This is a genomic window from Nitrosococcus halophilus Nc 4 (genome assembly GCF_000024725.1).
Lineage (GTDB): Bacteria > Pseudomonadota > Gammaproteobacteria > Nitrosococcales > Nitrosococcaceae > Nitrosococcus > Nitrosococcus halophilus.
The window spans coordinates 3,726,695-3,750,497 of the sequence record NC_013960.1; the positions used below are offsets into that span (position 1 = coordinate 3,726,695).

18 protein-coding genes are annotated in these 23,803 nt (G+C 52.4%); 4 read left to right on the plus strand and 14 right to left on the minus strand.

The genetic code is table 11. The features are described 5' to 3' along the window. Positions 1 to 19 precede the first annotated feature (19 nt). The 3 genes from NHAL_RS17570 to NHAL_RS17580 all read right to left on the minus strand — a co-directional run bounded on the left by NHAL_RS17570 (position 20) and on the right by NHAL_RS17580 (position 5,717). Positions 20 to 1,105, minus strand: a complete 1,086-nt coding sequence (locus NHAL_RS17570; protein ID WP_013034494.1) for a glycosyltransferase family 2 protein — start codon at positions 1,103 to 1,105, stop codon at positions 20 to 22. A gap of 136 nt (positions 1,106 to 1,241) precedes the next feature. Next, on the minus strand, positions 1,242 to 3,710 hold the full coding sequence (locus tag NHAL_RS17575) for a S8 family serine peptidase (RefSeq protein WP_013034495.1): 2,469 nt from the start codon (positions 3,708 to 3,710) through the stop codon (positions 1,242 to 1,244). A 141-nt stretch (positions 3,711 to 3,851) separates the two neighbouring features. Continuing rightward, the gene (locus NHAL_RS17580) at positions 3,852 to 5,717 is read right to left on the minus strand and encodes a hypothetical protein (protein ID WP_013034496.1); all 1,866 of its coding nucleotides are present in this window, start codon (positions 5,715 to 5,717) and stop codon (positions 3,852 to 3,854) included. A gap of 245 nt (positions 5,718 to 5,962) precedes the next feature. Here NHAL_RS17580 and NHAL_RS17585 point away from each other — a divergent pair, with 245 nt between their 5' ends. Next, complete coding sequence (locus NHAL_RS17585) at positions 5,963 to 8,287, plus strand: glycosyltransferase family 4 protein (RefSeq protein WP_013034497.1); 2,325 nt, start codon at positions 5,963 to 5,965, stop codon at positions 8,285 to 8,287. Here NHAL_RS17585 and NHAL_RS17590 read toward each other — a convergent pair. From NHAL_RS17590 to NHAL_RS17615, 6 genes are all read right to left on the minus strand, one after another. After that, positions 8,284 to 10,404 carry an HAD family hydrolase gene (locus NHAL_RS17590; RefSeq protein ID WP_013034498.1) on the minus strand — a complete coding sequence of 707 codons (2,121 nt, stop codon included), beginning with the start codon at positions 10,402 to 10,404 and terminating at the stop codon, positions 8,284 to 8,286. The two genes, NHAL_RS17585 and NHAL_RS17590, sit on opposite strands and share 4 nt — an antisense overlap. Positions 10,405 to 10,429: 25 nt before the next feature. Then, positions 10,430 to 11,641 (minus strand): rhamnosyltransferase WsaF family glycosyltransferase, encoded by a 1,212-nt coding sequence (locus NHAL_RS17595; protein ID WP_013034499.1) that lies wholly within the window; start codon positions 11,639 to 11,641, stop codon positions 10,430 to 10,432. Positions 11,642 to 11,648: 7 nt separating this feature from the next. Continuing rightward, the gene (locus tag NHAL_RS17600; RefSeq protein ID WP_013034500.1) at positions 11,649 to 12,416 is read right to left on the minus strand and encodes a class I SAM-dependent methyltransferase; all 768 of its coding nucleotides are present in this window, start codon (positions 12,414 to 12,416) and stop codon (positions 11,649 to 11,651) included. Positions 12,417 to 12,441: 25 nt separating this feature from the next. Further along, complete coding sequence (locus NHAL_RS17605; protein ID WP_013034501.1) at positions 12,442 to 13,758, minus strand: glycosyltransferase family 2 protein; 1,317 nt, start codon at positions 13,756 to 13,758, stop codon at positions 12,442 to 12,444. 35 nt (positions 13,759 to 13,793) lie between these two features. Further along, the gene (locus tag NHAL_RS17610; protein ID WP_013034502.1) at positions 13,794 to 14,714 is read right to left on the minus strand and encodes a glycosyltransferase family 2 protein; all 921 of its coding nucleotides are present in this window, start codon (positions 14,712 to 14,714) and stop codon (positions 13,794 to 13,796) included. A 124-nt stretch (positions 14,715 to 14,838) separates the two neighbouring features. Then, positions 14,839 to 18,552, minus strand: a complete 3,714-nt coding sequence (locus tag NHAL_RS17615; RefSeq protein ID WP_013034503.1) for a methyltransferase domain-containing protein — start codon at positions 18,550 to 18,552, stop codon at positions 14,839 to 14,841. A gap of 257 nt (positions 18,553 to 18,809) precedes the next feature. Between NHAL_RS17615 and NHAL_RS17620 the strand changes: the two genes are divergently transcribed. Then, entirely contained in the window at positions 18,810 to 19,382 is a 573-nt protein-coding gene (locus tag NHAL_RS17620) for a methyltransferase domain-containing protein (protein WP_203434335.1), read from the plus strand. Between the two features lie 123 nt (positions 19,383 to 19,505). Here NHAL_RS17620 and NHAL_RS17625 read toward each other — a convergent pair whose 3' ends face one another. The 5 genes from NHAL_RS17625 to NHAL_RS17640 form a co-directional block, all read right to left on the minus strand. Further along, positions 19,506 to 20,405, minus strand: coding sequence for an LpxL/LpxP family acyltransferase (locus NHAL_RS17625; protein WP_013034505.1), 900 nt, complete (start codon positions 20,403 to 20,405; stop codon positions 19,506 to 19,508). Positions 20,406 to 20,417: 12 nt separating this feature from the next. Then, on the minus strand, positions 20,418 to 21,608 hold the full coding sequence (locus NHAL_RS17630) for an ABC transporter ATP-binding protein (protein WP_041355962.1): 1,191 nt from the start codon (positions 21,606 to 21,608) through the stop codon (positions 20,418 to 20,420). Between the two features lie 123 nt (positions 21,609 to 21,731). Continuing rightward, on the minus strand, positions 21,732 to 22,523 hold the full coding sequence (locus NHAL_RS17635) for an ABC transporter permease (RefSeq protein WP_238985388.1): 792 nt from the start codon (positions 22,521 to 22,523) through the stop codon (positions 21,732 to 21,734). Positions 22,524 to 22,548: 25 nt separating this feature from the next. Beyond that, positions 22,549 to 22,686 (minus strand): type II toxin-antitoxin system HicA family toxin, encoded by a 138-nt coding sequence (locus NHAL_RS20730; protein WP_013034508.1) that lies wholly within the window; start codon positions 22,684 to 22,686, stop codon positions 22,549 to 22,551. Further along, on the minus strand, positions 22,683 to 22,889 hold the full coding sequence (locus NHAL_RS17640) for a type II toxin-antitoxin system HicB family antitoxin (RefSeq protein WP_013034509.1): 207 nt from the start codon (positions 22,887 to 22,889) through the stop codon (positions 22,683 to 22,685). Before NHAL_RS17640 ends, NHAL_RS20730 begins: the two co-directional genes overlap by 4 nt. 233 nt (positions 22,890 to 23,122) lie before the next feature. Between NHAL_RS17640 and NHAL_RS17645 the strand changes: the two genes are divergently transcribed. Beyond that, positions 23,123 to 23,317: a type II toxin-antitoxin system VapB family antitoxin gene (locus tag NHAL_RS17645; protein ID WP_013034510.1), complete on the plus strand. Its 195-nt coding sequence runs from the start codon at positions 23,123 to 23,125 to the stop codon at positions 23,315 to 23,317. Continuing rightward, positions 23,317 to 23,697, plus strand: a complete 381-nt coding sequence (locus tag NHAL_RS17650) for a PIN domain-containing protein (protein WP_049780684.1) — start codon at positions 23,317 to 23,319, stop codon at positions 23,695 to 23,697. Before NHAL_RS17645 ends, NHAL_RS17650 begins: the two co-directional genes overlap by 1 nt. The last annotated feature ends 106 nt before the right edge of the window (positions 23,698 to 23,803 follow it).

Below are 23,803 nucleotides of genomic sequence, written 5' to 3' on the forward strand. Positions count from 1 at the left end.
AACCAAGAGGTGAAGATTATTAACTGCTATGAACCCGTTTCGTGGTCACCTCTGAGGTGTCGGAACTCTCTGGCTCAACCCTGCATGCCGCACCTGAAGGGCTGGTAGGCAATTTTGGTGGACTCGCACTCAAATAAAAAGTATTTCGCATTCTCAACCCGACTCTGGCTTTACTTTCTAGGACAAACCGCCGTAGCAAGGTCAATCCAGCCAACACAAAAAAGCGACCCCACACCCCGCTGATCACTAGCCCCATGAGGGGCAGGGGATATTGATGGCGGAAAAATTTCTGGTAGAAATACACCATTCCTTTGTGTTTATGCCAAAGCACTTGAATAGGCCGCTGCCGACTACAGGTCCCTTTATAATGAACCACCTCCACATTAGGGACGAACAGGATTTTCCACCCCGCCTGCCGAAAGCGCATGCACCAGTCCAAATCCTCACAATGGAGAAAATAACTCTCATCCAGCAAACCTACCTGCTTTAGGCCCTCTTGCCGAACCAACATAAAAGCTCCCGAGATGGCTTCGAGAAATACCGACTCTCTAGGCAAAGCCTGGCAACTGAGGACAAACCCTCGAAATTTTGGGTGATAGGGGAAAAATCTATTCAAATGAAGGACTCGGACGAAACTCCGCCACGGCGTAGGCACACTGCGGCGGCACCCCGCCTGCTCGGTTCCATCCGGGTTACGAATCAAGCAGCCGACCATTCCCACTTCTGGACGGCTAGCGATTTCCTCAAGAATCCTGGAGAGCGTATTTGGGCGAATAACGCAGTCGGGATTTAGCAACAGTACATAGTCTCCCACTACCTGCCTGAAGGCAATGTTGTTCGCCCGTGCAAATCCTAGGTTGCGGCCATTTTCAATCACCCGAACGCGGGGATCTCTGCCCACGACGCTTCGCAAACATACCAGGCTGCTATCTTGGGAACCGTTATCCACAACGATGACCTCTAGCGGGATATCGGCTTGCAGCACAGAGCGTACAGCCTCAGTCAGCAGCCAACCGCCATTAAAGTTCACCATCACCACAGAGACAAGCGGAGGCTGCCTAGCCCCCTTTGGTTTGTTTCCATGCTCCCCATTGATATTTTTCATGAGCGGGCCTGCTGGCGCAGTTATCCTGAATGAACTCTATATCAGTTTAGCACGACTAGGGCTCGCCGCTAGGACAAAAAAATAACTAAACTGCTATGCTAAACATAAGATTATCAAATCAAATTTTCAAAAGACTTTAAAAATCAAAACGCTCTAATTGCAGGGTTTCATTGACCGAAAGCACATCGCGGATGGCGACGGTGGCGGTGGTATCCGAGGTGAAAGAAATTGAGAGGTTACCACTCGCTACCCCGTTAATTGTAGACCCTACAGCATCAAAATTATTAGCAATATCTGTACCAGATGGGAGGGCCGGGCCCAAAAAATAATAGGCCGTTCCTGAATAGGTGGTCGCAGAACTCATAGGACCTGCTGTCAGTACCCAAAACGGTTCCCCCTCCCTATCATCATAGACGTACCAGGCCGCAGTTAGCACGGTATCTTGGATATTAATAAAAAATCCGTGTCCATTCTGCTGTCCATTCCACCATAAACCATCATGTTTGGAAGTATAGGGAACTTGAGGGGTTTGCTCTGCCGCCGGATATCCTAGAAAAGGCTGAGCTTGAAGGTTAAAGGTATTAGAGGAGATCAGATTGTCCCCGTTGAGTTGGATCTGAATAGCCGCTTCGCCAGAATTTATAAAATCAATATCAAGACGACCCACTCCCTTTGAGACCACGGTGCTGCCACCGCTGTCAAAAAGAGAGTTCAAGGATGGCTTTAATACCGGCCCCTGAAAAGCGTATAGAGTCCCCGAATAATGACTTGAAGTCTCCATGGACCCCCCAGAGAGCAACCAAAATGGATTGCCTGCTCTATCATAGGTATACCAAGTCGCTACTAATGTGCCATTCCGAACATCGAAAAAGAAGCCATGCCCATTCTGGGCTGGACTCCACCATACTCCGGAAAAGGGTGAGAGTCTCCTATTGGCTACAAAATTTTCAAGAGCCAGGGTGCCAGACCCATATTCATTGTCCTTACCCCTAAGGGCACGGTCTGTGCTCGATTGTTGCAGCAATAGCCTGAGCTCCTGAGCGCTACGGCTGGGATCCTGGGATTTAAGCAGTGCCGCCGCACCCGCAGCATGGGGAGTCGCAGCAGAGGTCCCAAAAAAGGTACCTAGGACTGCCGTGGTCACTCCATCGGGGGCGATAATATCAGGCTTGATGCGACCATCCCAGGTGGGTCCCAGGGATGACGCTGGCTCGAGTTGCTGGGTCACCACATCCATAGCACCGACAGTGAATACCCCACGGCCATCGCCGGGTAAAACTAAGGTGCTGTCGGTACTTTGATACTCCATGGGGAAGGCTCTTCCCTGGCTACCACCGATAAATAACCGAAGTAAACGCTCACCGGTTTCAAGGCTCGCGCGCACGATAAAAATATAATACGTACCCGTCGTTGGCGCCGTGAAAAAAACTTGTTCTAGAGGCTCATGGCCTAATAACCCTGTCTGGAAGCCCACTGATGAGGCACAGGCATTATTAGGAGAAAACCGAACCGTACCTGGGCAAAAGATATAAAGATCATAATCCTGATCAGAGCGGGGACGGGATGGGTCTTCACCCCAATCATCCCAATTAAGGATGACACGAACCAAATCTCCCGCCCGCAATGCCAGATTTAGGGCCTCATCATCATCACTAAATTCGTGGGCGCCGTCGCCATCCGAGTCATGAAAGGTGCTGCTCCAATAGTTTTGCTGCTCATTCCCGGCAGCCGTGACAAACAAAATGCCTGCTTCGTCGAATAATCGGCTGGCAGCTACAGAAACCGGGCTACTACCATCTAGCGGACCAAGATTATCAAAGCCAAGGGAGAATGAAACGATAGCAATCTCTTGAGTGCGCAGCCAATCTAGTGCCGCCATGTATTCCAACTCCGTACCGGCGGCAACTAAAACCAACTCAACATCTGGAGCCATATCGTAGAGGATTTCAGCCACCCCAGTGCCATGGTTGGTCCCTTCAAAACCTTCACCTAAGTTAAAATTTTTTACGGTAACCTCCTGGGGCAACTCTTTTCCCAGGAGATCCCGATATCCCTGGAATCCCCTATCTAAAATAGCGACCCGCACCCCTTGCCCCGTCACCCCTAACTGGTGGAGCCTGTGGGCGGAAGTCACCTGGACACCTTCATTACCACCGGAGCGCTCCTCTTGCCGAGGCTCGGCACGGTGGGGTAACCGTATATACCGCACCTGAGGCAAAGTCGCGAGCTCGGAGACTCGCCCCAGAGGCAACAGTACCTGTAGGTGTTCGCCACGCTCAAGCTCCACCGCACCGTTTAACTCTTCAATGGCTAAGCGCGTTTTTTCAGTAAGGGGCCCGTCCAAGAGAACATGGATTTGTACAGGTTGCTCCTGCGATGTTCCTTTAAGGCTACTCCTTGCCTCTAACATCTCTTGCAAGCGATACTCGATACGGGGGTGTAGGGACCTAGGCACTCCTGAATTGGAGGAAAAAGCTTCATTGTTTTCTAAACGACTACCGCTAATGCCATTCCCATATGAAGGAATAAGCGCTAAGCTGATACCAGCCGTCAAGACTGTCAGTAGACAACACCGGCCTACTTTACAGATAACTCCCTTACTCACTTGATTGCTCCAGTCACTTGAAAATAACCCTTGAGAACAGCTATAGATAATAGCTTACTAGGTGGGTAAAGGAGGGTTGAAAGATAACCGACGGAAAAAACTGAGCAATTGAGCCGAGCTGAAATCAAAAACTATCGTTGTTTAATCCTTGATATCATCTTTACAAAAATTCCATAACCGTGGCCACACTTTCAATGCCGAACCAAACTGGCGAAGCGTGGTTCTCACCAGCGCCACCTGGGCCGTTCTCTCATTGCTAGCGGCAACATCAGGAATGAGCCGCTCTTCACGATTAACTAAGGCGTTACTGCCCGCTAGCAATAGGCGTTTCACATCATTGGCCCAATAGGAGGGCTGATTTCCATAAGTATCTAATTGAGCCTGCAAGTGGTTGATCTTTCCGACTCTGGCATGTATCAGGTTTTCCTCAATTCCCGCTTCAAGAACCCCCTCATTCGCATCCGCCAATCCCAAATAAGTTTCTGCCAGAAAAGTTAACCTTTGGGAGCAATCATTGGCGTAGCAATTCCCCATGGAATTATTAGCCACATCCGCTAAAAACCCTAGCACACCCACATTTTCAGGCCTGTCCAAGGCTTCTTGACTCCAAGTGCGCTCAGGTTCAGGAAAATGCAGTAACCCCCACGGAAACTCAAGTGCCAACGAATTCGGATATAAAGCTTTTACCAAGATCCCAAATAAATGATCCTCATTGCGGAAGTACGGACTCGTACAGGGCAACATCTCCTGGTTATCAAATCCGGTAAGGGTGCTGAGCAGGGAAGTAGTGGGGGAGAAATGCAACGAAGATGACCCCAACCATAAATGCCGACTAGCCCGTAACGACTCGTAAGTTTCTAGGCTCGCAACCAATTGCGCCCTTGCCTCCCCCTCGAGTTCATATATCCAATTCGTAGAGACGGTTCCAGGATCGCCAAAAACACCACATTGAGTTAAAAGAATTTTAGAATCGGCATGTAAAGTCTCTACCTGATCACTGCCTAGATCCTTAAAGGTCTGCTCTTGCAGTTTAACTGCGGAAAAATGATGAATCGCCTTCTCAATGGAATAGCCAAGAACCTCGGAGGACTGTTCAATAGGATCAATAGTGGATAGGCTGGTTTTTTCCAATAGATCAGCCCGATCCAGAAAAAAATGAACGTCCCGTTGTTTTTCTGAAATTTGCAAACTATTTTGATGACCAGGGGCCAGGCGAGGTTGGCAAATCATGTCATCGTCAATAGTCAAAAACCGCTTTCCAGCGGTTAACAACAGCATGTAATTCCAGAGTCTGCCCCCAGAAAAACGGGTATCCTCTTCGTGGTCGCCTAGCAACCATTGGATGATTCCTTGATGTTCCGGAAATGCACCGCTCAAGGTAGCGATGAGTTTTTGCTGTGCTTCCCGCCCATGATAATGGATATCCAGGCCATGATCCTTGCTAATCTGTCTTACTAACGCTTGGTTCTCAGCAATATTTTCTGAATTTCTGGAATCATCCACCACCAGATAACGGTAGCGCCGCCCATGGTGGAATTCATTCTCAGCCAGACTTTTCACTAAACGGGCTAACTGCTTGGGCCGGTCGCAAGTGCGCACCAAGATCCCAAACAAAGGGGTTTGATGGGCAGCTCTGCCTTTATACTGCAAGCTTGCAACTAAATCCTTGGCTGAAATCATAAAGCCTTGTTCAATAAATTTATTAAAAATCTGGCTGATTTCAGCCTGGCGCTCCGCCAACGCCGGATTCATTTTCTTGACTAGGGCAACATGTTCTTCAAGGGTTCTAAACTGCCGACAAAGCTGGAGAATCTGAAATACCTCTGCGGTAATGACTACCCTTTTATCAGTCCGTTTGCTCTTTAACAGTAGCCGCCGCCTTGGTAAGGGAAAAACAACACAATTATCAAACGCCCATAACCCCTGGACCTGGCGGGCGGCATTGGCTACAGTGGAGCCCTGGCTAAAATTCCAGGAATAATTTATTCCGTTATTTTTCTCGGTCATTGTTTTTCCATCCAGACTTTTTTGCCGGTAATGCGGGGTCATGCCGTATACTGGAAGCGCACCCCCTATCCTAGATCGCCAGTTCATGTTCTGGTTTCAGCCAGAGAATTTCCCTACCCCCCCTGAGCCAATGGTGCCGTAGGGTATACTCGTCATTTAAAATAGCTCGGGATAGGAAAATTGTTTGATTATGCGTCCATGATACTCCCATGGGCAGTATAACCAACAATAAATCGGAGTAAAACTTGGTCAAAAACAGCGCCGACCCGCCTGCCACGGAGGAACAAGCCCAATCGCCCCCGGCATCGCGCCTAACCGCGGTTCATGCTCCGAAGGGAACTCTGCTTCACATCCTCCACAGTTGGGGGGGCGGTATCGCCCGCTGGACCGAGGACTTTGTCCGACACTGCCCTGAACGGCGCCACCTCATCCTGTATTCTCGCAGCAACCGTAACGTCTTCGGCCACGCCTTAGAACTGGTGGATCCGGCCTATCCAGAAACACCCCTTGCGGTCTGGGAACTCACCCCCCCGATTCTGGCCACCGGCATTACCCACCTCCAGTATGGAGCCATACTCTCAGACCTCCTCACCGGCTTGGCGGTGGAGGCCATTGTGGTCTCCTCCCTGATCGGGCACTCCCTGGAAGCCCTGACAACCGGCCTGCCCACCCTGCGGGTGCTGCACGACTTCTATCCCTACTGCCCGGCCATGTTTGGTTACTTCAATGACCCCTGCCAACAATGCGATGAGGAAAGACTGACTATTTGCCTACAGTCCAACCCCCAGAACGAATGCTGGCACAACTCCATCACCGAAGACTGGCTCGCCATGCGCCGGGCCTATGCCGCCGCGCTCCTCAAGCCCGAAGTTCACCTTGTGGCCCCTACTCACACGGCGCGGGACAGGCTGTACCGGCTTTATCCCGAAATCGCCCGCAAAGCTTGTCACCTCATCGCCCATGGCATCGATCCCGCAAGGATGGGCTGCCCTACTCGACCCCCTCTGCTCCTTGCAAGAGAAGATGGGGGAAAACAAATCCAAATAGATAAAACCCGCAAATTGCGTATCCTCGTTCCCGGCCGCCTGGAACCCCACAAGGGCCTGCAACTGTTGCAGGACGCCCTGCCTCAGCTCACTGACAAGGCCGAATTCCTCCTCCTCGGCTGCGGCATATTAGGCCAATCTTTCGCTGACATGGACGGCATCACCCTCATCCCGGACTACAACTTCGCCGATCTGGGTCCCTTGGTCCAGGATTTCGCGCCGGATTGCGCCCTCCTTCTCTCCACCCTACCGGAAACTTTCAGCTACACCCTCAGCGAAATGTGGGCGCTGGGCATCCCCCCTCTCGCCACCAACCTGGGCGCCTTCGCCGAACGCATCCACCATGGCATAAACGGCTTCCTGTACAAACCTGACGTTCACAGCCTGACTGAACTGATTGCTTCTTTGGCCCAGGATCCCACGCCCCTCATCCACGTCGCCCGCTATCTAGGCGCTCACCCCGTACGCCATGTAAAAGACATGGTCGAAGATTACCAGGCCCTGCTGCCAACCCCGAGCAGACCTGAAGGTCCTGGAAGCTGGCTGGCCCTAGGTATTGAGGGCGCTCAGTCCCGTTACCACTCAAACGACAGGGCACGGGAAACAGAAATCATTCGTCAGGTTGGGGAATTAGAAGAAACCCGCCGCCAACTTGAACGGACACGCCATGCCCTCACTCATCACCAAACCCGTGCCGATATGCTAGAACAGGAACTAGCAGCCCTGCGCCACTCCAACTCCTGGCGCGTAACCGCGCCCATCCGAGCCATCACCCTGACTTTCCGTGCCCTCCGTAGCCGCTTCCGCCGACATTCAGTAAACCAGACCGCCCCTACCTCCACGGGGAAAAACCAGGAAAGCCTCCCCCCTCATCCACCCCCTGACACTATCGCCACCCCTGGGAGGGCAGGCAAGCTCACTGGAAACGAATTTGGACCCGACAGGGGTCTCAAGGAGAAAATTAGGAAAGGCGCGCATCACCGATTCGCCGGGAGCGAATCGGGACATCTAAAGGATGCCCGCAGGGGGCGCGCCAGGGAAGGCGCGCATCACCGTCTTAAGCTCCGTGCTCGCCTGCGAGAACAGCTTGGCATACCCGACGCCGCTCGCATTGTCTTGGGCATCGCTCAGCAAAACCGGCCGGACGCGGCGCATGAGTTTATCCAAGCCGCAATCCGGCAAGCAAGCATCCAACGGAATCTGTATTTTTTGTGGCTGGAAGGGGAACACATGCCCCCCATCCCAGCGAGCTTAAAAGCGAGGGGACTGGCTAGGGCTCCCCGCCGCCTGCATTTCGTCACCGATTCGCCGGGAGCGAATAAGGCAACCGCCTTTACCCTCCCCGAATATCTGGCGGCTTCAGACTTGATCTACCTCCCCGAGGCGGGCGATGCAACCCGGCCCACTCCAGCCGAAATAGGGCTGCTCAAGGTGCCGGTCATGAGCGTTCCCCGGGGAAACGATTTGACCATTACACTGGCAACGGCATTAAAGGAATTCCCTCCAGGAAACCCCGCTGACTAGAGGCTTGGGGAGAATCGACGCCGAATCCAGCGCCGGATACTCAGTGCCCGCAGAAACCAACCCAGCACCCAGCGAAAATTCGAATCAACATCGGGACAAACCAACAATCCCGATACCCAACCGTTTTCCATCAGGAACTGGTGTAGTTTTTCCCGATGTTTCCTGGAAATGAAAGCCTTTAACACCTCTCCGGAGGTCAGCATCCGCTGCTTGTTGGAGAATCCCCCCGTGCCAAAGGTCTCGTTATGATTGAGTTGGAAATAAGCCTGAGCTAGGAATGGAGGGGGACGCTGGATAATTTCCGACCAGATGTCCAGGGCCATCGGTCGAAGCTCATCGGATGAATAGGCATGGGTACGCAGAAAATCGGCCCAAAAAGATACCGAATCCAATACCCCGGCCTGAAAATGGCGGACACAAGCTTCGTATATCTGGTTTTCCCCCTCATCCACATGGCGGTGAACTCGAACACTATCCTTGCCTATCTCATAGCCTATCACGCTGCCATAGGGAGAATTACACAGCATCTCCACGGGGGCGACGAAATCTAGCAAGTGCCCATGGGCTTCATCTCCGTTCAGGTTGGGACCAAAGGCCTCTTTACGAACATTTTCTGGCTGGATATTAAGAAAATGATTCAGGCCCAGGTAATAGCCCCGCAGCTCCACTGAGGGCAATGCATGGGCCAGATTGTCCTGTATCGTGCCTCGCCAGCCGATGTCCACAATTCCCACTCGGCCGGCGGTATCCAACAGACCGGCGGATTCCAAGTAAGCGGATAATTGTGCCCGTTTGACATTCAAATGGCTCTCCATTTCCGCCCTGACCTCAGGATCATCAAGGAAAGCCTTGACCCGCTCGTCCTGCCAAGGATAGCGGATGGGCTGCTGCAACTCCAGACCATGACGAACTGCCTGCTCGGCGAATGCCGCCGACTCCATCCCCAGGGATTTCAACAGTGCGTGTAAAGGCTGAATGCTGTATTGGTTCCACAGACGCATCAACTCCCCCGTGGACAACTCTCGCAGGGAGCCGGCAAAAGTGGCGATACGGCTGACTTGGAGCAACTGGGCGGGCGGCGGTGGAAACCCGAGCAAATCCGATTCTGTCAAGCGGTGGTAGATTTCCATAAAAAGTTCACCTTCCCGGGTGAAGAAATATAACTTTTCTACCTGATCAGCCACCGCCCGTTCCATGATACCGACGACAAAGCCCACCAACAGCAAAGAACACTTTCGGCCATAGTTGTAAACCTCCTGTTCCCACTCTGAGGGAAGAGGAGCAGTGAGCAGATCTTGGATCGCCGCCTGTAGCGCCTGGGGACGAGCGCCACCGATTCGGCGGGAGCGAATCGGGACATCTAAAGGATGCCCGCAGGGGGCGCGCCAGGGAAGGCGCGCCTCAAAATCGGCCTCCCGCTGCCGCCGTCTTTGATGCTCCTCTTCGGGCTGGAAATGAATCGCCGCGACACCGGTTTTCTTTGCCGCCCGAACATCGGCATCAGGGTTGTCTCCCACATGGAGATGTTGGTCTGGCGAAACGCCAAACTGTTGGTGCAAATACTGGTAGAGCCGACCGGAGCGCTTGTTCAGACCCACCTCGCAGGACACCACTCCCTCCGCCGCTAGATGAACGATACCGTGATGAGCAAGCAATGCCCGAACAGCCGTGGCCGGCAGATAAAAGTCCGAAAGAAAGCACCGCCTAGCGGCAGAAGAGTGGGTCAACGTCCCCGCAATAGTCGGATCCGGGTAGGAAACAAACTTTTCCTGGGAAATTTCCACCTGCTCCAGGGTCAGTAGCAACTGTTCCAGGGCGTCACTGCCCAAGGGAAAAGGCTCTAGTCCTGCCAATGCCAACCAGCGCCGGTAAACATCCAAATGGCGGTACTCGTCATCCATGCCCTGTTGCCGGCTGTCGTCCCCCAACTCCTTTTCCGCCTGCTGGCGCAATCGCAGCAACGTCCAACTATCTCGATTCTCGGGAAGTAGGTATTGGGTATAATTCAGCGCCACATAACGGCACACTTGCAGCTTTACACTATCGGGATGACAACGGCGACGCAGCAAGGTATCCCAAACATCAATGGTCAGTAACTCATAGTTTTGCCCCGTCACTTTCTACATTCCTTGTTGATATCTTTTATATCTTTACAGCCGCCAGCGCCCGCCGCAGCCGATAGTAAACGAAGCGCACTAGCTTGCGAGGGGCGGGCGGCAAAAAAGCCAAACGCCCCCGATCCACCATGGTGTCAATGACAGAGGGACTGGAGTTCCCAGTCCCCGCTTCGGCCACCAGGGCAGACCGGCGGTACAAGGGGGTAGGCGCTGACCGTGCCGATTGCGCGCCCATCAGCAATTGATTAACCGTCGCTTGGAATTGCTCCAGCCCATATTCCAGGGGCCGACTTGCCATATAAGCGCTCCCTGCTCGGCCCATCGCTTGGGCCCGCTCGGGGGAAGCTAAAACATCCATTACTCCCTGGGCAAGGGATTCCGGAGTGGGTTCGCACAATAACACCGCTTCTTCTGGAAAATCATATAACGTGTTGTCCCGATGCGCCTCCACCACCGGCAAGCCAGCGGCCATCATTTCAAAGGGAACACGGGAGGGGTTGGTGGAGCTGATGCACAGGCCTACGGTGCAGCGGTTATAGAGATGGTTGCAATCCTCCAGACTCAATAGACCCAGGTTTTTATGCTCGAACCAAACCCGGCCGCTGGCCTTGGAACCATACAGGTAAACCTTCACCTCCGGCATACAATGCTTGACAATGCCCAAGGTCTCGATACCTAGTTCCGCGCAGCGGCGGGGTTTGTCCGGCTGGTAGATGAGGCAGACCGCCAGCTCCCGTTTCGGCTCTGGCAGCGGGCGATAAATCCCTAAATCGGCGCAGAAATCGAAATGGCTGGCGGCTACGCCGAACTGGCGGTCCAACAAGGCCGGCAACCAGCGGCCGATGGTAATCGGGTAAAGGCCGTAGCGGTAAGAGTTCTCGGCCATGAGATAGCCATCTCCCATGGGGTTGAACTGGGCTTCGAAATCCTGGACGAAATAGGCTTTCACGCAAGGGAAGGGCAGGTCACGAACCACCCGGGCCGAGTACCATACCGTGGCGAACACCATCTCGACGGGCTGAATATTGGACCAACCGGCATGGATTTCTTGGAAGTCATACCCAAACATCCGTTTGATGTCCTTACGCAGACGAGCGCTGGAAAACTGCTCGGGATTTTCCAAGTATAAGAGGCAACGGTGACCCTGTTGTTGCAGATAATCCGCGTGCTGGAGGAAGGTACGGTGCCCCCCGGAACCTTCGATGAGACTAGGAATAAGCCAGGCAATACTCGCCATGTTCTATCTATAATGAGCTTTTCTGAATGAGGGTCAAACCGCAACCATCCCCATAGGGGAAATCCCCCGGCGAGCCTCCAGTGACAAAGGAATTCAGCATTAATCCCGTCACCCCCCGAACTGCACACCATTCGCTCACTGCCCGGAACACACCGCCTTTACCGGTGGAATCAAACGTTGCCGCAAATTGGCTGGTATCGTGCAAAACCAACAGCCCCCCCAGGGGCAGCGCAGTGTACCATAGGTCCAACTCTTTCAAGGTATGCTCATATTGATGGCTGGAATCAATAAACACCAGTTGGGGCGGCAAATCACCAAAATACGCCGATGCCCGAGCAGGTCCCTCCCTATCGGCAGAATCGGCAACGCATAAACGCACTTGTTCCTCCAATCCCGCCTTGGCAACCCAACCTGCCGTGTATCTCGTCACCCCTTCATCGATATCGATGGAAAAGAGGGCATTTTTTTGGTTCATCTTGCGCAGCAGAAACCCCAGCAGCAAAGTCGAATACCCCACATAATGGCCACATTGCACGATCCGGTTGATGGCGCTACCGGAAATCAGCCCGATCAACAAAGACAGGGGCGGCACGTTGGCCTCCCCCGTACTCGGGTATTGACGCTCTGTGTCTTCAAACCAATCCTGAACCAACAACCATTCCCTCTCATCGAGGAAGCTGTAGGGAATCGGGATATAATCCGTATTTGGCGCCCGGTGCCACCAGTAACGATTGTGTGGGCGTTGCCGAAATTTTAGAGACCTTTCACTGCTCATCTACATCCTCCCTAACAGCAACCCGTTAAAGCGCCAAAAACTTCGGCCATATCCGTTTAAGGTATCGAGTTGCACGGATAAAGAAATTCCCATTTAGTTTCGCTATTTCCGCTTGCATCGCTTCAATTTGATTATCCCGGTTGGCGATTTCCCCATTCATCTGCTGGATAATATGCCAGCGCTCCTCAATCATGGCCGCCTGGCTGGCAATACACTCATCCCGGTTGGCGATTTCCCCATTCATCTGCTGGATAATATGCCAGCGCTCCTCAATCATGGCCGCCTGGCTGGCAATACACCGATCCCGGCTGGCGATTTCACCGCTCATCTGTTGCATGGCTTGCCAACGTTCAGCCAGCATGGAGGCCTGATCAGCGAGCTGCTGAATGGATCGAAAAACCTCTGGCGGGCAGGAAGCCGCCTCGGCCATCTGCTGCAATCGCCAGCTTGCACCGTCTCCAGCCGCAAACTCCAGCAAGCGCCGCTCTTCCACCCCAGCGAGGCCATAAATCAAATAACATAAAAGAGAGAGCGGATGAAAGCTCTCATTCTGCATCAAGGCCAGGAGAATCGCTTCCACGCGGGCTTCCGCCTCCGGGCCGTTCCCTGAACGTAGTCCCAGTGAGAGCAGGGCCTTGGCCTGAACATAGGAATTTTCATGGATATGACGCCAGAGGTCATCTTCGGACAGGGTATTGGCTTCATGGACACGATAGGCCAGCAAATTTTCCCGAACCCAGATCGGGGTTCTGTACTGGCTGGCCCGTAAGACCCAATCCCAGTCGTGGGTATAGCGCAGAGGAAAAAAACCGCCGACCCGATTGGCTAGGGAGCGGGAAAAAAAGAAATTGGAGGTAGTCATGGCAAGATTGCCGGCGAAAAACCAATTCGTCGGACTCAATGTTTCACAATGGCCGCGCAGCGTATTATAGCTTTGGGCGCGAAGGTGATGGGAAATCGGGGTTCCAGAGGGGCCAATGAAGTCCACATCGCTGAAAACGAAAACATCGTTCCCACTCGACTGCCCGGCTGCTGACAACAACCGCTGGATCCGGCAAGGGGCATACGCATCATCGGAATTCAGGATAGCGATATATTCCCCCTGGGCCAGGGCCACCCCCTCGTTCAGGGTGGCGTCAGCCCCCCGATTGGTGTCATGTCGGCGCAGCCGTAGGCGGCTATCCTGAAAAGATTGGAGTATCTCCCAGGTGCCATCCTGGGAGGCATCGTCGATGACAATGAGTTCCAGATTCCGATGAGTCTGGCCGAGCACGCTCTCCACCGCCGAGGAGACGTAGCTCTCGTGATTGTAGGCGGGAATGATCACGCTTACCAGGGGCATGTCGATGTCCTCGAGCAATGAGAAAACTGCATAAATTACTCCACTGCCCCATATCTTCCCATGCGCCCCCAGAGACCATGCCAAAGTCCTAAAGTCATCATTTTGAGCTGCCTCAGCCGGGGAGGAGCGAAGAGGGCGTAGAAAAAAAAGCGCTGCCACAACCGGAACCCATCGGCCAGCTTCCAAAGAGGAGGAATCCAGTCCTGCCGATAGATCCAAATAGCATTACGGAACAGGTAATAATGCCTCAAGGGGCTTCGAGCCACGACTTCACGCCCCAGAAAGCGAATAGGCTCCTCTCCCAGAGTGTGAAACATCTTCGCGCCGCAGACCCCATAGGCCTGATATCCTCTCTGCCTAGCCCGCAATATCCACTCGATATCGATGTAGTCGATAAACAACGCCTCCACCATGCCCCCTACCTTGTCTAGCACCGCCATTGGAATCAAGCTCCCGGACGAAATGAGGTGATCCACTTCCAGTATTTCATCGTCCCGTTGGCAATGGCAACGTCCGATCATCAGTCCCCGCACCCGAACAAACGGTTGTGATTGGGGCCGCCTCCGATCTTGATAAGCGGGACCCAGAGCGCAAACCCGCCGCCCCCTCTGTTCCAGTTGCTTCCATGCTCCATACAGCCGCTCGATCATATCAGGGGCGGGGCAACTATCCTGGTCGAACAATACCACATGGGTGGCGCTCCGTTCCTTGGCCCAGGCAATCCCCCTGTTCTGGGCCGCGGCCACTCCCAGATTCTCAGGCAATGCCAAGCAATGGAGGTTGGCGACGCCCCGTTGCTTAAGCCATTGGGGAATATTCCCCCCTGAAGCATTATCAACGACCACCACCGCTTCGACCTGAGGAGAAACCGCGAAGAGCAGCCGTTCCAGGCCCTCTAGATCCGGCTGGTAAGTGATAATGACCGCGATACAGCAATAATTTTTTTCTCGCTCCAAGCCTACCTCCCCCTGAGCGTCGGCGAATCCGAACTGCTCCAGGGCTGTTCAATGCTATTGACAGTCATAGTAGGGCGGATAAGCGCAGCGCATCCGCCGACATTCTTGCTACGTACATCAAAGGTCATTGGTCATGGCAGGCGGCTTCATAGACGCGCAAGGGGTCTATTCCTGTTAACCTAGGCGGTAGCGAGGGGGCCGAAGAACGCCGGTAAACCTCGGTAATAAGCTCCCTCGAAGACTCCAAATGAACCTCCATATCATCGCTGGCCTGTTTGACTCGCGCCAGGGTCGCCATAAAAGATTCCCGGGTTTCTGAAGACACCAACTCCATGAGTTGGTCCAAGATTTTATCTACATCCTGCCAATCCTCCATTATCCAACCTGCCCCCGTCTCCACTACTCTGTCTTGGAGCGTGCCTATGGGGGGCACTAACACCGGTCGGTCAGCCGCCCAGGCCTCGGAAAGGGTATAGGAAAAGGTTTCAGGGCCTGCCGAGGGGAACACCACCAGAGAAATGGCGTAATGATCCAGCAAGGCAGGCAACTCCTCCTGCCCATAAGGACCATGGAGCGTTAACACCCGGTCCTCGCTCTGATAAGGCACGGGCGGATCACCTTGGCGATCCGTGTATCCGATCACCACCCAGCGCAACGGCAATTTTCGCTCCCGGGTTTTTTCCACCAACCGCTCCAGCTTTCTGGCCCCTTTCACCGGCCCAATGGCGCCCAACACGCCAATCGACTTGATGCCATCCTTCGGCAGCAAGAAACCCTGAAGATGACCCCCTCTTAGCTTGGGAAGATCTAGATGGGGGACGTTAGGAATCACGGTAACAGGCACCCTAGGAAAATAGCGGTTAAGGGTATGCTTGACCCAAGCCGACGGGGCAAACACAAAAGCGGCTTTGGATAAAAAATTTCGATGCCTCCAGCGCCATTCTTCTATATCGATATGGGCAAAAGCCCCCTGCGCCCCAAGACATTGACGACACAGTTCCAAATCGGTCGTGGCATCACAATAATGGCCACTGCCATCCAAAAGATTAATCGTGGGACATGCCAAAAAGAAATCATGGACACTAAAACCATAGGGAATCACCGTTCCCGCAAAGGCCTCCAGCAATCCATCGCGGCAACCGGCCAGGTGATGAATGTGGCACAATTTAATCTCCAACCACCCACAAATCGCCTCCAAAAAATCCGTCCAGGTTTCACCATCCCGGCGCTGGAAACGATAATTTTGCTCTTCCTCTCCAGGAAGAAGCCCTTTGACCACCCATTCCTGCTCTAAGGCGATTAGCACATAGTGTCGAAATTCACCTGCAACTAATGTCGCCAGATTTCTGATATAAGCCCCTATCCCGCCGCCACGGCCCCGCAACACCGCAGGTCCCCCATGGCCATGCATAACATGCAGGATTCCCGGCATTCCAGGGGCAGAAAGAAGCTGGAGCTGGATTTCAATCAATTGCCGAATCGGCTGGAGCGGGTCCTGTTTGATAAAACCATTGACCTGTTCCAAGTAGGTGGGGTGCTTATTCAGCAGCGCCGCCATTTGCTTTTCCGCGATGACCTTTTTTTCTTGGCCAAAGGAGCCTCCGCCCACATGGGCCACATAGGCATCGCTACAGAGCACATTCCGAAAGCCCGCTTCTACAGCACGCAGGCATAAATCATTTTCCTCCCCGTAGCCCTTGCCAAAAGCATCCACATCAAATAACCCCACCCTATTGATGAGCGCCCGGCGTATATACAGGCAAAACCCCACCCCGGTAGGAAGCTCCGGATAGACGGTTATCCCGGCCCGATCCATGGCCCGATTGATCAATTCTGGATTTTCTGGGAAGGGGTTTTCCCGGCAAAAATCAGGAAAAGAACAGATCTCCCCATTATTGGAGAAAGGGGTAATGGTGCCTATTTTCGGGTCCGAAGCAGCACAGCGCTTGAGTTTTCCGAGCCAATGTTGAGTCACCAAGGTATCGGAATTTAACAGCACCACATCATTTCTGCCGATGGACATTCCCCGATTGGCGGTGGCGACGAATCCCTGGTTGTGCTCATTTTGCAGCAGCACAATATTCTCTTCTCCCCCCGTCCTAAGCTCCTCAAACAAAGTCTGAATGCGACTATCTGTGGAAGCATCATCAATGAGCACCAGTCGATAGGGGTCATCGGTGCAGCGGCGTATGCTCTCTAGACAGGCGCGCAGAGGCTCATAAGCATTATAAATAGGAATTACAATATCAATGGATGGGGAATCGGCCTTTTCGATTTTTGGGCGGTTTAGATACCAACGCTTCAACGGCCGGAAAGGTCGGCGCACCCAGCCGCGAAAACTTTCTTGATAAGCAAGCCGAGTTTCTAAGTAGCGGGTCAGAGCATTAGCTTCGGCCAACTGCTGTTCATAGGCGGTGAGTTCCCGCTGCTGCTGCTCGACTTGTTCATGAAGCGCTTGCAGATCTTGAGCGTTGATTGCAAGCAGTCGATCTTTTTCTTGCAACTGACGCCCGTGATAGGCAAGGAATCGATCCTTTTCCCCCAATAATCGATCTCGCTCTTGTATTTCTCGATCTTTCTGCCCCAGGCGTGGCGCCAATGCCATGAAATCAGCGGACAGGGGCCAGGAGGCTTGGATCTCCAAAACGCCCCCTCCTTGCAGCGCCCCTAAGGTCTCGGCCTCCAGGGGCAATTCAAAATAAGGATTTTTGCCCATTAATAAAGCATTGACCCCCAAGGCGGTGGCCCACCCACTGGAAAATTCCATCTGGTGTATTTTATTCACCGGCAAAGGGGCCCTATCACCGTTCCATCGCCAAATGCTGCGATTTTCCTTATCGTAAAGGTCTATTTGGTAAATTCGCATGAAACCGGGGCGATCGGCGGGATTGAGCCGCATCCCGGTGGGAACTTCAGCCAAAGGAGGAATGGAAAAACGGATCACCTGGCGCTCGGCGCCAATACAACCCAGGGTACAACAGCTATTTTCCTGATGATATTCAGCCTTTCCAAAACGCCAGTAGAGTTGGCAAGCAAAATGGAACCCGGGGGTAGTAGGGGGGGCTTCTGGTTTTTGGGTGGCCTGTTTTCCCGGTATGGCCTCAACGATAAATTGATAGGTTAAAGCATCAGGGTAGGCTTTCAATAAACGATAAATAGCGGGGGGCAAGGCCTCTAAATAATAGCCTCGAAATTCACTCGCCCTCATATCGCAGGGTATCGCCTCTACCGAAAGGGGAGCCAAATCATGGCGATTGAGAAATTCCAATAGGGATTTGCGAGTAAAAAACCGCAAATGGGTCACATCCAGCAATCCCTCGGGACGATAGCGAAACTCTCCCGCCAGTAGTTCAGCAATCACCCCTGCATGGGCAATATTAGGAATGGAGAGCAAGATCCGGCCATTGGGTCTCAATAAGGGGGGCAGTTGGGAAACCACCGCCCCTGGATTCTTTAAATGTTCAAGGACATCGGCGCAGACGATATAATCGTAACGGTAATGCTCACCCCCCTTCTGGATATTTTCCGGATGTCCCGATTCGCTCCCGGCGAATCGGTTAGGAAAAAGCGTCCTTAGCTGAACTTTCTCCAGGTCGGCTATCCGCAAATCCCGATAAAAAGGTTCGGCAAGCTGGGCTTGTTCAGGACTGAACTCCACGCCATCCACAATGCAATTTAATGCCGTGGATAAATATTTCCCCAAAACTCCAGGGCCGGTGCCTAAATCCAATACCTGAGTATGGGGACGGATAAGGCGGGCAATTTTAGCCAGGGAATCGTCTCCCTGGGGATCTAACTCCCGGGCATAGAGATGACTTTCTGAGAAAAACTGGTCCATAATGATGAAATTTTTAGGCGTACTTAGCCTTATCCCAAAAAATTAGTGTTCTTTTTTCCCTTCTCTCCTTGCAGGAGAAGGTAATGCTCTTTTCCGCCCCATTTCCCCCAACGGGAGAAGGTAACGCTCTTTTCCGCTCCATTTCCCCCGGCGGGAGAAGGTGAGGATGAGGGGGATAATAAAAAACGTTATCGATTGGGATGGGTACTACAATCCACAACTATTAATTCACCATGCACGCTAGTTCTTACCAACACATGTCCCACCTCGTCGAGGTTTATTTCAGTCACCGCGACTCCCTCAATATTCTTGACTTGGGCAGCTATGACGTCAATGGGAGTTACCGTCCCCTCTTCAAGCACCCGAACTGGCACTATAGAGGAATGGATCTCTCCCCAGGCCCCAATGTGGATATTGTGCTCTCCTCCCCCTATCGCTTTCCTATCTCCACCTACAATATGGATCTCATTATTTCCGGGCAGGCTTTCGAGCACATCGAGTTCTTTTGGCTAACTTGGCTAGAAATGGTGCGGGTGCTCAAGCCCGGCGGGACGATCTTTCTGATCGCCCCCTCCCGAGGTCCCGAACACCGCTATCCAGTGGACTGTTGGCGTTTCTACCCCGATGGCTTTGCCGCCCTAGCCAAGTACGGCGCCTTAGAACTGATTGAGGTTCGCACAGACTGGGAACCTCACCCCGAACCCGACAGTGCGCCCTGGGGGGATACGGTTGGGGTATTTGTAAAACCCAGGCGCAATTATACCGCCCGCCTCTATGAACGAGCTCAATATACTCTGCGCCGATTCCTAGAACCTCCCTTATTTAAGTAAGGGGTTAAGGCGTGTTAGCGCCATACCCACCAAAATTTAACCATTTAATGGTGGGATCACCTTTCAAGCTTGCCCCCTTCGCTAAAGGCAAGGTTTTTCAACAGCTTCTAGTGCCAAGGCATTTTATTGTTTGAAAAAACCTTGCACCAACCACCAAAAATGCCAAGCAGGAGGGTCCCGTGCAATGGCCTCGGAGAAACAGCCTGCCAAAGCTTCCATCAGTTGACGCTGATCCCGGGCAGGCAACGGACCGGCAACCTTCAAATACCGCCGCCCGGTCTCATGATCCAAGGAGACCGTGAAGGCCACCACGGGGATACCCTCGCTCACCGCTAGCCGGACCAACCCACTGGGCCACCAGGCCTGGCGTTGAAATAGCGGTATTGGCAAACAGTTATTCCCTTCGCCAGGAGGAACATCAATCAGCGCCACCACGGATTTTCCCTGGCGAAGGGCTTCAAGCAGGCGAGGCACGCTGCCTCCTTTATAAATCACCGGGGCTGACCCCACCCTTTCCACTTCCCGAATTCGTAACCGTGAATAGTAATAAGCCACTAGCCGGCGAGCAAAAGTGTTTCTATCTAGGCGGACAGATAAAAAGGCTGCCGCCATCCCTTGACTGCGCAGATGACGCAAAGACCACAATCCGGTCCCCCAATGGAAGGTAATAGCCAGAAAGGGGGTATTTCCAGGCCAACCCGGCCCAGTCAGCTCCAGGTACTTTCTCATCCAGCGATCGGAGCGAAAAAGGGAGAGGTAGAGATCCCCGTGATCCACCAGCTGAATTAAGCGGTAAGCGGCGCACCAACGAACAGGGTCCTCCACGGGAATAATGCTTTGTGCTGCGGCTAAGGCTTGCGCCGTCCGCTCCCCATAAAGCCATGAATATTGACTCAGATAGCGGTAAAAGCGGAAACACCAGGGCCAAGGGAGAAAAATTGCTATCCCCGGAAATAGCACCAATTCAAGCAGATCCTTAAATTCCTGCCGTAGCCGAATAAACAGCCGCGCCCCCCTCGCCATAATAGCTTTTCTCTAGGGCAAGCCCCCGTGCCATTGATGCTCTAGGCGGCACACTCCTAGTTCCCGGCTTCTGCCAACGACCTGGAATTCCCTTTCCACCACATCAAATAACCGTATTCCTTCTGGATCCATGGCATGGGCGCACAGCTTATATCTGCCAGGCAGGAGAGAAAGACGGGGAAACGTCAGGGCGAATACAAAACGCTTAGATTCTCGCCGGTTCAGCGCAAAACCATCGATATCGGAGGTAAACCCATACACTTCGGTGCCATTGGCCCGGATAATTCCCACGGCTACCGTCGGGACTCTATCATCAGGCGAATACAATTCACCGCTGATTTTAAAATCTTGCCCCATGGAAACCAGGGGAAGTTCATTATTCTCATTGTCCCCCAACCATAAAGCTTTCACCTGGTAGGCAGCGGAAGACAAGGGGGCCTGGGGCTGAGCTTCCTGGCGAGATTTTTGTTCATGATAGGCCAGATATTCTTGGGTGACCTGAAAGGCTTCACCATAGGAAACCATGCGTCCTTCTTTGATCCAACAGGCCTTTTGGCAAAGCTTTTGGACATGGAACATGCTATGGGAGCACAATAGCAAAGTCCCGCCGTTTCCTAGATAACCTTCCATCCAGCGAATGCATTTTTTCTGAAACGATTCATCGCCAACGGCCAGCACTTCATCGGTAATGAGCAAATCAGGCTGCAGCGCAGTAATCAATGCAAATCCAAGCCGCACCACCATGCCGGAGGAGTAATGTTTGATAGGTTCATCAATATAAGAACCGATATCCGCAAATTCGATAATCCCCCCAAGCTTATCCAGGAGTTCAGCGTCGCTCATACCCATCAAGGCCCCGGAAAGCTGGAGGTTCTCCCGTCCGGTGTACTCTGGGTGAAAGCCCGCTCCCAGCTCTAACAAAGCCCCAATCCGGCCTGAAACCTGCACCTTGCCAGCAGAGGGCTTGACGACCCCCGCCACATGCTTGAGCAAAGTGGATTTTCCAGCCCCATTCTCCCCGATGATCCCCAGGGTTTCCCCCCGGTAAACCTCCAATGAAATATCTTGGAGCACAGGGTAACCTGAATACCCCTCCTGCCCCTTCAACACCCCCCAGAGCGCACGGAGCCGATCCTGGGAGGAAGTCAGCTTGGGATAAATCTTGCTAACCTGGTCAAGCCGCACTAGAGGTTCTGTGGTCATGATTTTATTTTTATCCCCTCCTATCTTGGCGGTACCCATCGTGGCGCTCTGTACACCCTACGGGACAGGAGGATAAAAAATGTAGGATGGGTAGAGCACAGCGAAACCCATCAATGCCCACTATCATAAAAACTCTTCAAACCGTCCAGCGCAACGCCGGAATAATCGAAGCCCCGCCACAAAGACCAACACACTGCCCAACACAGCCAGAACATCGGCCCCCGAGGGACTCCACTCCCCAAACATCAGCAAGGCCCGCAAACGGTCGAAAAAATAACTCAGGGGATTGGCCAAAATTAACGTACGGAAGGGCTCTGGCACTAACGAGAGGGGATACAAAATCGGCGAAGCATAAAATAAAAGCATGAACACGGGCGCCAGCACATGCTCAATATCTTTCAGAAACACTTGCAGAACCGACAGGATCAGGGCCACACCTATAGTGAACAACAAGAGAAGACCTAACAGCAGCAATACCAGGGGTAAAGCACTGAGGGACAACTCAGCGCCAAGAATCGTAAGCACCCCCAGCACCAGCAAAAAGCCGACTCCATGAACCGCATAACTGCCCCCTACTGCCGTATACACCAATAACTCATAGGGCAAGGCAATTTTTCTAATCAGCCCGGCATTATTGGTAATGGCCACCGTCGCCCGCAGGATTCCCTCATGAAAGGCCAGCCAGGGCCATAGGGCGATGGCCACAAACACCACAAAGCTGTGCTGCTCCAACTCTGGAAAACGTACCCGAAAAATGGTGGTAAATACCAGCGAATAGATGGCAAGCTGGGCCAACGGTTGAAGTAACACCCAGAAATAGCCGCTGAAACTACCAAGATAGCGTCCCTTAATCTCGCGCACCAGAAAGCGCCGGAAAAGGGCACGATGTTGCCATACTAACACGCCTAATGACACCCCTTCCGTTCCTAGACTGAATTTTTCACAACCAAAACACATGAGTGAATGGATCATCCCGGCACAGAATGATATGACTGCCATGCTGGCGCTTGACTACGAAGCCGATCCTTTCCAAAGCTTTCACCCGTTGCCGTCCGGAAATCACCGGCAACTGGCTCATACTGCGATGACTAGGGTTTCAAAGCGTTCCTCTGGAACAGGCAAGCTATCTTCTTCAAGGGCTAGAATATAGCCTTCGATGGCTTCCTTGATGTTTTGAATCGCTGTTTCGCGATCCTTGCCCTGGGAGACGCGCCCTGGGAGGTTGGGGCATCCCGTAACCCAATAACCACCCTCTCCAGGATAAATGACAACTTCTCTCATGGTTATTCCTCGTTGCGAGTTTCTCGCTATTAGACTAATCCCAAAATTAACGCTTTTTCCATCCCTTCTCCCCTGGCAGGAGAAGGTAATGCTCTTTCCCTTCCTTCAGAAGGTTAGGATGAGGGGGTTAATAGAAAGCGACGCTGCATTTTTTGGAGTTTTGTGTTGCACTTAGCCGCTTGCAGGGAGATGCTATTATTTTAATATTATATGCATAATTTAAGGAAGCAAGCATGCGAACTACCCTTGATCTACCCGAGAATTTACTGAACGAAGCAATGAAGGTCACCCATATTGACACCAAAACTGGGGTTATTGTGCTGGCTTTGGAAGAATTGATAAGAAAATCAAAAATTTCAGAACTGAAGAAATATAAAGGGAAAATTGACTTGGATATTGATCTCAGTGAACTCCGAGATCGCCCGTAGTGGAAATTTTGGTAGATACACCAATATGGGTTGATTATTTTCGGGGTAGTGATAGCTCTTCCAGCATGGACTCCCTGATAGATGAAAACCTTCTTATCACAAACGATATAATCTTAGCTGAGTTAGTCCCCTACCTAAAGATAAAGAAACAGGAAAAAGTAATTGAATTGCTTTATGAAGTAAAGCGAATTCCTTTGAAAATAAACTGGCCGGAAATTGTAGAGTATCAAGTAAAGTGTTTGAGAAGTGGTGCAAATGGGGTAGGGATTCCTGATTTGATTATTGCTCAAAATGCCAAGAAGAATAACTGCAAGGTTTATTCGATAGATAAACACTTTCGTTTATTAAACCAGGTATTAAAGGTCAAACTATATAGGTAGCAAGCGCAGTGTTGAGCGCACGATTAACGGTTAAAAGGGTAGGTAACAGTTAGCTGTAATCTATGAAAACCTGCCAAAATTTAATTTTTTCTCATGGTGCTCAAGG